The organism is Streptomyces camponoticapitis (genome assembly GCF_014646115.1).
GTDB lineage: Bacteria > Actinomycetota > Actinomycetes > Streptomycetales > Streptomycetaceae > Streptomyces > Streptomyces camponoticapitis.
Map to the genome: position 1 here is coordinate 62,826 of NZ_BMMV01000011.1, position 13,513 is coordinate 76,338.

At 72.5% G+C, this 13,513-nt stretch carries 10 protein-coding genes; 7 read left to right on the forward strand and 3 right to left on the reverse strand.

All coding sequences use genetic code 11. The features are described 5' to 3' along the window. Window positions 1–142: 142 nt before the first annotated feature. Window positions 143–2,710, reverse strand: a complete 2,568-nt coding sequence (gene hrpB / locus IEY79_RS18360) for an ATP-dependent helicase HrpB (protein WP_189108600.1) — start codon at window positions 2,708–2,710, stop codon at window positions 143–145. A 4-nt stretch (window positions 2,711–2,714) separates the two neighbouring features. Next, the gene (locus IEY79_RS18365) at window positions 2,715–3,554 is read right to left on the reverse strand and encodes a class I SAM-dependent methyltransferase (protein ID WP_189108601.1); all 840 of its coding nucleotides are present in this window, start codon (window positions 3,552–3,554) and stop codon (window positions 2,715–2,717) included. Between the two features lie 386 nt (window positions 3,555–3,940). On the opposite strand from IEY79_RS18365, the gene rpsA reads away from it, so the two are divergent. The 4 genes from rpsA (at window position 3,941) to IEY79_RS18385 (ending at window position 7,857) form a co-directional block, all read left to right on the forward strand. Continuing rightward, complete coding sequence (gene rpsA / locus IEY79_RS18370; protein ID WP_189108602.1) at window positions 3,941–5,464, forward strand: 30S ribosomal protein S1; 1,524 nt, start codon at window positions 3,941–3,943, stop codon at window positions 5,462–5,464. Between the two features lie 284 nt (window positions 5,465–5,748). Continuing rightward, window positions 5,749–6,687 (forward strand): PAC2 family protein, encoded by a 939-nt coding sequence (locus tag IEY79_RS18375; protein ID WP_189108603.1) that lies wholly within the window; start codon window positions 5,749–5,751, stop codon window positions 6,685–6,687. Window positions 6,688–6,778: 91 nt separating this feature from the next. Further along, window positions 6,779–7,414: a dephospho-CoA kinase gene (gene coaE, locus IEY79_RS18380; RefSeq protein ID WP_189108604.1), complete on the forward strand. Its 636-nt coding sequence runs from the start codon at window positions 6,779–6,781 to the stop codon at window positions 7,412–7,414. Between the two features lie 77 nt (window positions 7,415–7,491). Next, window positions 7,492–7,857, forward strand: coding sequence for a tetratricopeptide repeat protein (locus IEY79_RS18385; RefSeq protein WP_189108605.1), 366 nt, complete (start codon window positions 7,492–7,494; stop codon window positions 7,855–7,857). On the opposite strand, the gene IEY79_RS18390 is transcribed toward IEY79_RS18385, so the two are convergent. Further along, window positions 7,826–8,179: a DUF6343 family protein gene (locus tag IEY79_RS18390; RefSeq protein ID WP_229700951.1), complete on the reverse strand. Its 354-nt coding sequence runs from the start codon at window positions 8,177–8,179 to the stop codon at window positions 7,826–7,828. The genes IEY79_RS18385 and IEY79_RS18390 overlap by 32 nt on opposite strands. Window positions 8,180–8,370: 191 nt before the next feature. Between IEY79_RS18390 and IEY79_RS18395 the strand changes: the two genes are divergently transcribed. The 3 genes from IEY79_RS18395 (at window position 8,371) to IEY79_RS18405 (ending at window position 13,365) form a co-directional block, all read left to right on the forward strand. Further along, window positions 8,371–8,856, forward strand: a complete 486-nt coding sequence (locus IEY79_RS18395; protein WP_189108606.1) for a DoxX family protein — start codon at window positions 8,371–8,373, stop codon at window positions 8,854–8,856. Between the two features lie 154 nt (window positions 8,857–9,010). Beyond that, window positions 9,011–12,115: an SCO1167/SCO6262 family helicase gene (locus tag IEY79_RS18400; protein WP_229700952.1), complete on the forward strand. Its 3,105-nt coding sequence runs from the start codon at window positions 9,011–9,013 to the stop codon at window positions 12,113–12,115. After that, window positions 12,112–13,365 (forward strand): SWIM zinc finger family protein, encoded by a 1,254-nt coding sequence (locus tag IEY79_RS18405; RefSeq protein ID WP_189108607.1) that lies wholly within the window; start codon window positions 12,112–12,114, stop codon window positions 13,363–13,365. Before IEY79_RS18400 ends, IEY79_RS18405 begins: the two co-directional genes overlap by 4 nt. Window positions 13,366–13,513: the final 148 nt, after the last annotated feature.

Genomic DNA, 13,513 nt, shown 5'->3' on the forward strand with positions numbered 1-13,513 from the left:
TCGTACCGGGCGTCCTTGGCCGACTTCTGCAACGCGGCGAGCGTGCGTGCCGGGCGCCCCGGGGCAGGCGGGACTTCGCGGACGCGCCCTGGGGGTGTCTCGCCGGGCGCTCCCCGATCCGGCCTGATCCGAACGACAGACCCTAGCGCCGGTCCTTCAGGCGACGTGTCGCGATCGCCTGGGTCGGGTCCTCCGGCCACGGGTGGCGCGGGTAACGCCCGCGCAGCTCCGCGCGTACCGCGCGGTAGCCCTCCCGCCAGAAGGACGCCAGATCCGCGGTGACGGCCGCGGGGCGCCCGGCGGGGGAGAGCAGATGGACCAGCACCGGCACGCCCGCGACCTTCGGTGTCTCCGTCATGCCGAACAACTCCTGGAGTTTCACGGCCAGTACGGGCTGCTCCCCGCCGTAGTCGACGCGTACGCGCGATCCGCTCGGCACCTGGAGGCGCTCCGGCGCCAGCTCGTCCAGCCGCCCCGCCTGCCCCGAGGACCACGGCAGCAGCCGCCGCAGCGCCTGGCCCGCCTCGATCCGCGCCAGGTCCGCGCGGCGCCGGGCCTTCGACAGCTCGGGTTCCAGCCAATCGTCGGCGCCGTCGAGCAGGGCCGCGTCCGAGACGTCCGGCCACGGAGAGCCCAACGCCCGGTGGAGAAAGCCCAGTCGCTCGCGCAGCGCCTCCGAGTCACGGGTCCAGTGCAGCAGGGCGCCGGGGCCCTCGCGCCGCAGACCCTCCAGCAGTGCCGCCCGCACCAGAGCCCGGTCGGGCCCGCGCAGCGGCCGCGCGGACAGTTCGATCGCGCCCAGCCGCCGCACCTGTCTGGCGACGACGTCACCGTCCTCCCAGCGCACCTCCTCGCCGGAGACCAGCAGATGCGCGGCGGCGTTCCGGGCGGTGTCCTCGTCGATGACGGCGGCCAGCCGCACCCGGGCGGAGGCCGCGGTCGGCGGCCGGTCCGCGACCGCGACGGCCAGCCACGGCGCGCTGCGGAGCCCGGACCCGTCGGCGAGTTCGGCGCCGGTCCCCGACGCCATGAGGAACGCGCCGCCGCCACGGGCGCGCGCCACGCGCTCGGGGAAGGCGTACGCGGCGACGACCCCGACGACGGCATCGTCGGCCGGCCCGTTCGCCTCGCCGTCCCCGTAGCCCCTCCGGCGGCCGTCGCCGTCGGCCTCGCCACCGCGCCCCCCGGCGGAGGCCAGCCTTCGCGCCTCCTGGCGCCAGCGCGCCGCGTACCCGTCGCCGCCCCGTCCCGCCGTGCGCCACGCGGCGGCCAGGTCGTCCCCGTACCCCCTCGGAGGTTCCTCGCTCAGCAGCGCCACCACCTCGGCGGCCCGGCGTGCGCCGACCTCCCGGGCGCCGTCGAGCAGCGCGCGGGCCAGACGCGGATGGACGCCCAGCCGGGACATCCGGACGCCCCGGTCGGTCACCCGGCCCTCGGCGTCCACCGCCCCGATCGCGGCCAGCACGGCCCGTGCGGCGGCCAACGCCCCCGCCGGCGGCGCGTCGAGCAGCGCGAGGCCCGAGGCGTCCGGATCGCCCCAGCACGCGGCCTGCAACGCGAACGCCGCCAGATCGGCGACCTTGATCTCGGGCGCCGGGAACCGCGCGAGCCGCGCGTCCTCGGCCTCGTCCCAGCACCGGTACACCGCCCCCGGCGCCTCGCGCCCCGCCCGTCCCGCGCGCTGCCGCGCAGTCGCCTGTGAGGCCCGCACGGTGGTGAGCGCGCTCAACCCCCGCGCGTGGTCCGTACGCGGCTCACGCGCCAGCCCCGAGTCGACCACCACCCGCACACCCGGCACCGTCAGGCTCGACTCGGCCACCGAGGTCGCCAGTACGACGCGGCGGTCGCCGTCCCCCGACCCCGCGAGCACCGCGTCCTGCACCTGCGCCGGGGCCCGGCCGTGCACCTGAAGGACCTCGGCGCCCAAGCCGTCCCGGTCGCCCAACTGGCCCGCCACCCGGCCGATCTCGCCGACGCCCGGCAGGAACACCAGCACATCGCCCGCGCGCTCGGCCAGCGCCCTGCGCACCACCGAGACCACATGCGTCAGCAGCGCCGGGTCGACCCGCATCCCGTGCGGCGGACGCACCGGGCGCGCGGGCGGCGCCCACACGACCTCCAAAGGATGCGTGACTCCCCGCGCCTCTACTACGGGCGCGTTGCCCAGCAGCCGCGCCCACCCCTCGGCGTCGGTCGTCGCGGACGCCGCCACCAGCCGCAGTTCGGGACGGAGCGTGGCGCGTACGTCCAGCAGGAAGGCCGCCACCGTGTCGGCGTCCAGATGCCGTTCGTGACACTCGTCGATGATCACCACGTCGACGCCTTCGAGTTCCTGGTCGCGCTGGAGCCGCTGGAGCAGTACGCCGGTGGTCACCACCTCCACCACCGTGTCGCGTCCGACCACACGCTCCCCGCGCACCGTGAAACCGACGCTCCCGCCGACCCGCTCGCCCAGCAGCCACGCCATCCGACGGGCCGCCGCACGCGCGGCGATCCGGCGCGGCTCGGCGACGACCACCCGCCTCCGGGGTCCCCCCGCGGCGCCGCCGGGCACGGGCACGAGGCCGGCCAGCACCAGCGGCACCAGCGTCGTCTTGCCCGTGCCCGGCGGCGCGCACAGCACGGCGCATCCGGGGCCGTCGAGGGCCGCCTCCAGCGCGGGCAGGGCGGTGCGGACGGGGAGAGCGCCGAGGACGTCTTCGCGGATCACGCCCTCAGTCTCGTACGCAGACGAAGATCGCCGAGCCCGGGATCAGATTCCCGCGCAGGGGCGACCAGCCGCCCCACTCTTGGGTGTTCCACGCCGGCCACTCCGGCTCCACCAGGTCGACGAGCCGGAAACCGCCCGCCACGACGTCGCGTACCCGGTCGCCCACCGTCCGGTGGTGCTCGACGTACATCGCGCGCCCCTGCTCGTCCTGCTCCACGTACGGGGTGCGGTCGAAGTACGACGAGGCCACCGACAGGCCCTCGGGCCCCGGCTCGTCGGGGAACGCCCAACGGATCGGGTGCGTGACCGAGAAGACCCAGCGCCCGCCCGGCCGCAGCACCCGCCGTACCTCGCGGAACACCCGCACCTGATCGGCCACGAAGGGGATCGCGCCGTACGCGGAACACGCCAGGTCGAAGGAGCCGTCGCGGAAGGGCAGCGCCCCCGCGTCCGCCTCCACGAGAGGCACCTCGTCCCCGATGCGCAGGGCGTGCTGGAGCTGCCGGTGAGAGAGGTCGAGTGCCACCGGTCGCGCGCCCTGCTTCGTCAGCCAGCGCGAACACTGCGCCGCGCCCGCCCCGATCTCCAGGACGTCGAGACCCTTGAGCGACTCGGGCGGCCCCAGAAGCTCCGCCTCCACCTCGTCCAGACCCTCGGGTCCCCAGACGAACCGGTCGTCGCCGAGGAAGGTGCCGTGCTCGATCTGGTAGTCGTCCGCGTTCCGGTTCCACCAGCCCCGGTTGGCGCGGCTGCTCTCGGTGCTGTCGCTGTCACGCCGGGTGGCCTCGGGCTCCCACTCCGTCTGACGCTCCGTGTGCTGATGCTCTGCCTGGTCTTGGCTCATCGTGCCCGTCGTCGTAGTGTGCGGAAAGGCCGTACGCACCTGTGCCGCCCTGTGGTCGGCCGGTGGCGGCCCGAGCTACGGTGCGGCCGTTGTGGCCTCATGAAACGTTTGTTGTGCCGGGTATGGGGCGTTCCGCCCCGGGTGTGCGCCTTCGCGCATTGACCGTGTCCGGCTGCCCCCGTATGCTAAAGGTTGCGCTGCGGGCTTGCGCGCCTCAGACGTAGCAGGCCGCGCTCGCATCTGTTGTAGGTCCCCTCGGTTGTTCGAGGCGCCTTCCTCATCAGGAATGGCGCTTCCTCGGCTGTCCGGCTTCCGGCAGATGGCGATACGGGCTCTCGGCGTGGCAGTACCTACGACTCAATGTCCGTACCGGAGCCTTTACCCACATGACGAGCAGCACCGAGACCACCGCCACCACCCCGCAGGTTGCGGTCAACGACATCGGTAACGAGGAAGCATTCCTCGCCGCGATCGACGAGACGATCAAGTACTTCAACGACGGCGACATCGTCGACGGCGTCATCGTGAAGGTCGACCGGGACGAGGTCCTGCTCGACATCGGTTACAAGACCGAAGGCGTCATCCCCTCCCGCGAGCTTTCGATCAAGCACGACGTCGACCCCAACGAGGTCGTCGCCGTGGGCGATGAGATCGAGGCCCTCGTCCTCCAGAAGGAGGACAAGGAAGGCCGTCTCATCCTGTCCAAGAAGCGCGCGCAGTACGAGCGCGCCTGGGGCACGATCGAGAAGATCAAGGAAGAAGACGGCATCGTCACCGGCACCGTCATCGAGGTCGTCAAGGGTGGACTCATCCTCGACATCGGCCTCCGTGGCTTCCTGCCGGCCTCTCTCGTCGAGATGCGCCGCGTCCGCGACCTCCAGCCCTACGTGGGCAAGGAGCTCGAAGCCAAGATCATCGAGCTGGACAAGAACCGCAACAACGTGGTCCTGTCCCGCCGTGCCTGGCTGGAGCAGACGCAGAGCGAGGTTCGCCAGACCTTCCTCACGACCCTGCAGAAGGGCCAGGTCCGCTCCGGCGTCGTCTCCTCGATCGTCAACTTCGGTGCGTTCGTGGACCTCGGCGGTGTCGACGGTCTCGTGCACGTCTCCGAGCTCTCCTGGAAGCACATCGACCACCCCTCCGAGGTTGTCGAGGTCGGCCAGGAAGTCACCGTCGAGGTTCTCGACGTGGACATGGACCGCGAGCGTGTCTCCCTGTCGCTCAAGGCGACGCAGGAAGACCCGTGGCAGCAGTTCGCCCGGACGCACCAGATCGGCCAGGTCGTTCCCGGCAAGGTCACCAAGCTCGTTCCGTTCGGCGCGTTCGTCCGCGTCGACGAGGGCATCGAGGGTCTGGTCCACATCTCCGAGCTGGCCGAGCGCCACGTGGAGATCCCGGAGCAGGTCGTCCAGGTCAACGACGAGATCTTCGTCAAGGTCATCGACATCGACCTCGAGCGCCGTCGCATCAGCCTCTCGCTGAAGCAGGCCAACGAGGCGTTCGGCGGCGACCCGGCGTCGGTCGAGTTCGACCCGACCCTGTACGGCATGGCTGCCTCGTACGACGACCAGGGCAACTACATCTACCCCGAGGGCTTCGACCCCGAGACCAACGACTGGCTCGAGGGCTTCGAGGCTCAGCGCGAGGTGTGGGAGACCCAGTACGCCGAGGCGCAGACCCGCTTCGAGCAGCACCAGGCGCAGGTCATCAAGTCCCGCGAGGCCGACGAGGCCGCCGCTGCCGAGGGCGCTGCCGCCCCGGCCGGCGCGGCTCCCGCGGCCTCCGGTGGCAACGGTGGCGGTGGCGGCGGCGGTTCGTACTCCTCGGAGTCCCAGGACAACTCCGGCGCCCTGGCGTCGGACGAGGCCCTGGCCGCCCTGCGGGAGAAGCTGGCCGGTGGCCAGAGCTGACGCTCTGACTCCGTAACCGGTCGACAGCTCGACGTAAGGCCCGTTCCCCCTCGGGGAACGGGCCTTACGCATGCCCGCACCGCCGGGGCCGTGAAGATCAACCGCGGCCAAGTACCGTACGCTGTCGGCCTGTTGCTTCCCGCACCACCGGCGCCGGGACCCACGGCGCCCGTACCGACGGGTACCGGTCCGTCCTTCGCCGGCCGGATGCGGCGTGCGCCGCCGGGGAATGCTCACGCCCGGAGGCGCGTTCTTCCTGAGGAACACGAGGAGGACCGGTAATCGTGCTTGATCCGCAGGATTTGTACGAGTGGGAGCCCAAGGGCCTGGCAGTCGTCGACATGGCGCTCGCGCAGGAGTCCGCGGGTCTTGTCATGCTGTACCACTTCGAGGGCTACATCGACGCGGGTGAGACCGGCGACCAGATCGTCGAGAACCTGCTGGAGTCGCTGCCTCACCAGGTGGTGGCGCGCTTCGATCACGACAGACTGGTCGACTACCGCGCCCGCCGCCCGCTGCTGACGTTCCGGCGCGACCGCTGGTCGAGCTACGAGACGCCGACACTGGAGGTAAGGCTCGTCCAGGACGCCACCGGCGCCCCGTTCCTGCTGCTGTCGGGACCCGAGCCGGACGTGGAGTGGGAGCGGTTCGCCGCCGCCGTGTCGCAGGTCGTCGAACGCCTCGGCGTGCGGCTGGCCGTCAACTTCCACGGTATCCCGATGGGCGTTCCGCACACGCGCCCCGTCGGCATCACTCCGCACGGCAACCGCACCGACCTCATGCCGGGCCATCGCAGCCCCTTCGACGAGGCCCAGGTGCCCGGCAGCGCCGAGGCGCTCGTCGAGTTCCGGCTGATGGAGACGGGCCACGACGTTCTGGGAGTGGCCGCCCACGTCCCGCACTACGTGGCGCGGTCCTCGTATCCGGACGCGGCGCTGACCGCGCTGGAGGCCATCACGGCGGCGACGGGACTCGTCCTGCCGGGCGTCGCGCACGCCCTCCGTACGGAGGCGCAGCGCACCCAGACGGAGATCGAGCGCCAGCTCAGCGAGGGGGACGAGGAGCTGGTGACGATGGTGCAGGGCCTTGAGCACCAGTACGACGCGGTGTCCGGTGCCGAGAGCAGGGGCAATCTGGTGGCCGAGCCGGTCGAGCTTCCGTCGGCGGACGAGATCGGGCTCGAATTCGAGAAGTTCCTCGCCGAGCGCGAGGGCGACTCCTGAGGCGCGGGGGGCGTCTCCTGAGTCGGCCGGGCGTCCCCCGGACGTCCGGCAGTCTCGTAAAACGCCCGCCGCACGCTCTAGGCTGCGGGACATGCTGAAAGTGGGCCTGACCGGCGGGATCGGTGCCGGAAAGAGCGAAGTGTCACGACTGCTGGTCTCTTACGGCGCGGTGCTGGTGGACGCGGACAAGATCGCCAGAGAGGTCGTCGAGCCCGGGACTCCCGGGCTCGACGCCGTTGTCGATGCCTTCGGCGCCGGCGTCCTGACGCCCGACGGGAGGCTCGACCGGCCGAAGCTCGGCTCGCTCGTCTTCTCCGACAGCGACAAGCTCGCCACCCTCAACGGGATCGTCCATCCGCTGGTCCGCGAGCGTTCGGCGGAGCTGGAGAGCGCGGCGGGGGAGGACGACATCGTCGTCCACGACGTGCCGCTCCTCGTCGAGAACGGGCTGACCGGGCTCTTCGACCTGGTCGTGGTCGTGGACGCGTCCCCCGGGACACAGCTGGACCGGCTCGTACGGCTCCGAGGCATGGCCGAGTCCGACGCCAGGTCGCGGATGGCGGCACAGGCCACCCGCGAGCAGCGCATCGCCGCCGCCGATCTGGTGGTCGACAACGACGGGCCGCTGGAGAAGCTGGAACCGCGGGTCCGGGAGGTCTGGGAGCGGCTGGTCGACCGGGCGACCGCCGGTTCATCGCCAACAGGCGACGTGCCCACGGACCGGTGACGCGCCCATCGACCCGTTTTGGAATACCGGCAACCTGTGCGACGTTGAACGCGCGGACCGAGGGGAAGGATTCCACCGTGCCCGAGAGCCCGGAGACCCACGTCATCGACTACCGCGCGGCCGAGCAGCTGCTCGCCGCACGTGACCCGCGCGGCGCGGTCAAGCTGCTGGACTCGGTGATCGCGGCGCATCCCGAGAACACGGCTGCGCGGCTGCTGCGCGCCCGCGCGTTCTTCGCCGCCGCCCAACTGCGGCCCGCCGAGCTGGAGTTCGAGCTGGTCCTGGAGCGTGAGCCGGACAACGCCTTCGCGCACTTCGCCCTGGCCCGTACCTATGAGCGGGCCGGGCGTCCCGAGCACGCGACGAAGCACTTCAGGCTGGCGGCGGCGCTCGATCCGAACCCCGAGTACCTCAAGGCGGCGCGTTTCGACTCCGACGACTGAGGTCGTCGCCCCTGTCGCCGTTCTTCCTCCACCTCCAGGGCCTCTCGTAAGCGGTGCCGCGACGCCGTCGGCTGTGATCTTCGAACGGCGGTACGTCGCGGCTCGGCTGGTAGCGCGACCCCTGGCGCATATGGCGGACGACCAGCACGAAGTCCGTGGCGACGATCAGCAGCAGCACCCCACAGGCGGCGGACCAGCCCGGTTGGTCGGCGACCGCGAAGGCGACCGTGCCGAGGGTGAACCAGAACATGCCCCAGACGCTCAGCCACCAGCGCATCCGTAGCGGACTGCGGGCGGTGGCGGGTTCATTTCCGGTGCGCATGGCATCGCACCTCCTGTTGGTGACGTACCCGGTCCGCGCCCCGTGCACCGGGTGCGGGCCGGGAAACCCGCCGACGGTGGAGCCCGTCGGAAAGTCCGTCGATCCGACCGCCCGGAGAACGATGAGTTCCAGGCGCGGCAAGTGTCTACCTCCCTGAAAACACACCACGTGTTCAACGGAGGAGACCCCCAATGTCCGAGGCTACGACCACTCCCGCACCGACCGCATCCGCGCGGCCCGTATCGCCTTCCACCGCCGCTGCCGTTTCCGCCGGCACGGCTCAGGCCGGGCCCTCGCGCCGCACGGACATCGCGGTCCGGACGCTCCAGATCGTTCTCGCGCTGTTCCTGGCGATCCCGAGCGCGGGTCCCAAGATCATCGGCCACTCGGTGGCGGCCGAGTCGTTCGACGAGATCGGCTTCGGCGACTGGTTCATGTATCTGACCGGTGGCCTTGAGCTGGCAGGTGCCATCGCGCTGGTCGTCCCGATCCTCTCCGGAGCGTCGGCGATCGCGCTCATCGGTCTGATGATCGGTGCCTTCATCACTCAGGTGACCGTCTTCGACGGTCAGAACGCGCTGACGCCCGTGATCCTCCTGGTCCTCTTCGCCGTGGTCGCGTGGGTGCGGCGGCAGAAGACCGTGGAACTCGCCGCCCTGGTGCGCCGGCGGGTCTGATCCATGGCCACCCGCCGTCGCGTCTGAAGACCGCATCCTCCCGCCTTGAGGGTGCGGCCTTCAGGCATGACGGGGGCACTGTCAGACCCCCCGCCTAGACTCGCCGTAAAGAGATCTCGCAGGTGTGCGACCTGGGCGGAAGGAGTTGGTGACGATGGCGCGACACGCGCTGGACGACGCGCTGTCGACCCTCCGCGCCTCTGACCGCGCCTCCTCGGGCGCCCCGGCGAACGCCGACAGGGACGCGGAGAGGGACGCCGACAAGAACGGGGCCACGAAGGCGGACAGGGACGGGGCCACGCACGCGGACGGGGACGCCGCCGCCTCCGCGACACCGCCGGCCCGCTGCGCCGTGGTCTTCCTTCCGGCTGGCCTGCCCCGGGAGGGGCGCGTCGCGTTCTGGGCCCCGGAGGGGGAGCCGCCCGCCGAGAGCGGCTTCACCACGGGCGATCTCACGGTCGTGGTCCCGGCCGACGACGAGGGCGGCTCCGACGCGGACGAATCCGGTGGATACGGCTCGGGGGCAGACGCCTCCGACGAACACGGCACCGACGGTCCGCTCCCGGGCGTGGGCGGCGTGCGGACCCGGGTCGTACGCGCCCTGCTCATGCCCGTCGCCGACGCCGTGCCCCTGCTGGTCCGCGCCCGCTCCGACGCCTCGGCGCACCCTTCCGCCGCCTGCTGGGGCGCCGCCGCCCTGCACGCGCTCCACCTGGCGGCCCGGGGCCGGCTGCTGCCCGGCCTCACCGCGTCCGACCACGACGCCTGGCGGGCCGGCCCGCTCGACGCTGACGACATCGCCCAGCTGCGCGCCATCGCCGCCGCCATGCCGTACGAGGCGCATGCCGTCCCCCTCCCCGATCTGCTCCCGCTGCGGCTGCCCGAGCCGGAAGCGCTGGTGCGGGCCTTCCTCGACGCGGTCGCCGACGCCCTGCCCCGTACGCCCGCGGCCGCGTTCGCCGCCGGCGCGCCCTTCGCCGCGCATGCTGCACAGCATCTGCCCCGCGCCCGCTCGTGGGCGGCCGAAGCGGCGGCCGGTATGGACGCCGGAGTGCGCGTCTCGCTGCGCCTCGACCTGTCGGCGTACGAACTGTTCGACTCCTCGTCCCCACAGGAGACGCCGGAGGAGTCCGGCGCCGAGCGGCGTGCCGGAGCCGCCCTCGTCCAGATCCACAGCCTCGCCGACCCGACGCTCGTCATGGACGCGGCCCAGCTCTGGGCTGGTGACGGTGACGACATCTTCGGACCGCGCGCCCGGATCGACGCCCTGCTCGCGCTGCGCCGCGCCGCCCGTGTCTGGCCGCCGCTCGCCAGGCTGCTGGAGTACGACGTCCCCGCCGCGCTGCCGCTCTCCGAGGACGAGCTGTACGAACTGCTCGGTCCCGGTGCCGCGAGCCTTGCCGCCGCCGGAGTGGCCGTTCACTGGCCCCGGGAGCTGGCGCGTACGCTCTCGGCCGCCGCCGTCGTACGCGCCGCGCCCGGCTCGGCCACGGACGGCACGCCGTTCTTCGACAGCACCGAACTGCTCAAGTTCAACTGGCAGTTGGCGCTCGACGGCGATCCGCTCAGCGAGGCGGAGATGGACGCGCTCGCCGAGTCGCACCGGCCGATCGTGCGGCTGCGCGACCAGTGGGTGGTGATCGACCCCGATCTCGTGCGGAAGGCCCGCAAGCGGGAGCTGGGCCTGCTCGACCCGGTCGACGCGCTGGCCGTCGCCCTCACGGGATCGGCCGAGGTGGACGGCGTGACGGTCGACGCCGTGCCGACCGGCGCGCTGGCGGTCCTGCGCGACCGGCTCGTGGCCGGCCCGGCGGCCGTCCCGCAGCCCGCCGCCCTGGACGCCACCCTGCGCGACTACCAGCTGCGCGGCCTCGCCTGGCTCGACCTGATGACCTCGCTCGGCCTCGGCGGCTGCCTCGCCGACGACATGGGCCTCGGCAAGACGATCACCGTCATCGCCCTCCATCTGCACCGCGCCCGCCCCGTCCCCACGCTGGTGGTCTGCCCGGCATCCCTTCTGGGTAACTGGCAGCGGGAGATCACCCGCTTCGCGCCCGGCGTCCCCGTCCACCGCTTCCACGGCTCCGGCCGCACGCTCGACGGGGTGACGGACGGCTTCGTCCTCACCACCTACGGCACGATGCGCGGCAGCGCGCCCGAACTGGCCGCCCACACCTGGGGGATGGTCGTCGCCGACGAGGCCCAGCACGTCAAGAACCCGTTCTCCTCCACCGCCAAGGCCCTGCGCACGATCCCGTCGCCCGCCCGTGTCGCCCTGACCGGCACCCCCGTGGAGAACAATCTCTCCGAGCTGTGGGCGCTCCTCGACTGGACGACTCCCGGACTCCTCGGTCCGCTCAAATCCTTCCGCGCCCGCCACGCGCGCGTCGTGGAGAACGTCGAACACGCGGGGTCGGCGGGCACCACCGCGAGCGACGAGGCGGTGGAACGGCTCTCCCGGCTGGTCCGCCCCTTCCTGCTGCGCCGCAAGAAGTCCGACCCCGGCATCGTGCCCGAGCTGCCGCCCAAGACGGAGAGCGACCACCCGGTGCCGCTCACCCGCGAACAGGCCTCCCTCTACGAAGCCGTCGTCCGCGAGACGATGGACGCCATCGAGAACGCGGAAGGCATCGCCCGGCGCGGTCTCGTCATGAAGCTGCTCACCGCGCTCAAACAGATCTGCAACCACCCGGCGCAGTATCTGAAGGAGGACCGGGCCAGGCTCACCGGCCGCTCCGGGAAACTGGCCCTGCTCGACGAACTGATCGACACGATCCTCAGTGAGGACGGCTCGGTCCTGGTCTTCACGCAGTACGTGTCGATGGCGCGGCTCCTCTCCGCGCATCTCACCTCCCGCGCGATCCCGTCCCAACTCCTGCACGGAGGCACGCCCGTGGCGGAGCGCGAGCGGATGGTGGACCGGTTCCAGTCCGGCGAGACGCCCGTGTTCCTGCTGTCGCTCAAGGCCGCCGGCACGGGCCTCAACCTCACCCGGGCCGGCCATGTCGTGCACTACGACCGCTGGTGGAATCCGGCCGTCGAGGAGCAGGCCACCGACCGTGCCTACCGCATCGGGCAGACCCGGCCCGTGCAGGTACACCGGCTGATCGCGGAGGGCACCGTCGAGGACCGGATCGCCGAGATGCTGGACGCCAAGCGCGCCCTGGCCGATGCCGTACTCGGCTCGGGCGAGGGAGCCCTGACCGAGCTGACCGACCGTGAGCTGGCCGATCTGGTCTCGCTGCGGAGGCCGTCATGACCGCGCCGCGCGTCCCCCGGCACGACGACCGCCGCCGTACGTTCCCCGCCCTGCCGCCCCGGCCCGGCGCGGCGGGCGAGGGAGACTACGCCGCCAGCTGGTGGGGCAACGCCTGGGTGGAGTCCATGGAGGACTCCGCGCTCGACCCCGCCCGGCTGCGACGCGGGCGCGCCTACGCGGGCGGCGGGCACGTGGACGCGATCACGGTCACCCCGGGCCGGGTGATGGCCTACGTGCACGGTTCCCGGCCGCGCCCGTACCGTACGGAGATCCGTCTGCGCACCCTCGGCGACGGCGACTGGGAAAGCCTTCTCGACACCGCCGCGGCCCGCCCGGACCATATCGCCGCCCTTCTCGACAAGGACATGCCGCACGCGCTGGCCGCCACGGCGGACCTGCTGCCCACCGCCGGGGATCTCACGCCCGACTGTTCCTGCCCGGACGACGGGTTCCCCTGCAAGCACGCGGCGGCACTCTGCTACCAGACGGCGCGGTTGCTGGACGAGGACCCGTTCGTGCTGTTCCTGATGCGCGGACGCGGCGAGCACGAGATCCTCGCCGACCTGACACGCCGCAACGCCACCCGCTCCGCCGCCGAGCGCGGCACGTCCGCACCGCCCATGCCCACGGTCGACGCGGCGGCGGCGGTGACCTCCCACCCGTCGCGGACCCTGCCGCCGCCCTTCCCGCTGCCCGCCAACCCGGGCCGCCCGCCCGTCTATCCGCACACCACCGGCGCCCCCGACCCACTGGCGCTCGACCTGCTCGCCACCGAGGCGGCGGCCCGCGCGCACACCTTCCTCGCGACCGGTATCGACCCCGTCGGGGGCCTCACCCCCTGGCAGGACGCCGTCCGTCTGGCCGCGGCCCACCCCGGCTCCGGCCTCACCGCCTCCACCCGCGCCCTCTACCGCGACCTCGCGGCGGGCACCGACCACACCCCCATGGACCTCTCACGCGCCGTCGCCGCCTGGCGCCAGGGCGGCCTCGCGGGGCTGTCCGTCCTGGAAGAGCCCTGGGACCCACCCGCCGGCCCCTTCGACCGGGCCCGCCCCGCCCTGATCGCGGCCGACTTCCCCCACCTCCGCCCTTGGCGCAACCGCCTCTCCGAGCGCTCGCTCCAACTCCGCTTCGGCCGCGACGGCCTCTGGTACGGCTACGAGTCGGACCCCGACCAGGAGGACTGGTGGCCCCGCGGCACCCCGGACACGGACCCGGTGGGCGCACTGACGGCCCTGCTCGGACGGTGACCGCCAGACTCCTCTCCGTTACGACCGGCGGACCAAGGGGGCGCGGTGGAACCCGAGTTGGCGGCACTGGCGGCGGGAGCGACCGCCCGACCATCCCGGGTTCCGTTGTCGTCGGTGAGGCGGCCCGAGTGCCTGTCGCGGCGGGGGG

Excerpts from the sequence above, each read along its gene's own strand:
- IEY79_RS18365 (WP_189108601.1), bottom strand. The coding sequence starts at position 3,554 with ATGAGCCAAGACCAGGCAGAGCATCAGCACACGGAGCGTCAGACGGAG.
- rpsA (WP_189108602.1), top strand. The coding sequence starts at position 3,941 with ATGACGAGCAGCACCGAGACCACCGCCACCACCCCGCAGGTTGCGGTC.
- coaE (WP_189108604.1), top strand. The coding sequence starts at position 6,779 with ATGCTGAAAGTGGGCCTGACCGGCGGGATCGGTGCCGGAAAGAGCGAA.
- IEY79_RS18390 (WP_229700951.1), bottom strand. The coding sequence starts at position 8,179 with ATGCGCACCGGAAATGAACCCGCCACCGCCCGCAGTCCGCTACGGATG.
- IEY79_RS18395 (WP_189108606.1), top strand. The coding sequence starts at position 8,371 with ATGTCCGAGGCTACGACCACTCCCGCACCGACCGCATCCGCGCGGCCC.
- IEY79_RS18400 (WP_229700952.1), top strand. The coding sequence starts at position 9,011 with ATGGCGCGACACGCGCTGGACGACGCGCTGTCGACCCTCCGCGCCTCT.
- IEY79_RS18405 (WP_189108607.1), top strand. The coding sequence starts at position 12,112 with ATGACCGCGCCGCGCGTCCCCCGGCACGACGACCGCCGCCGTACGTTC.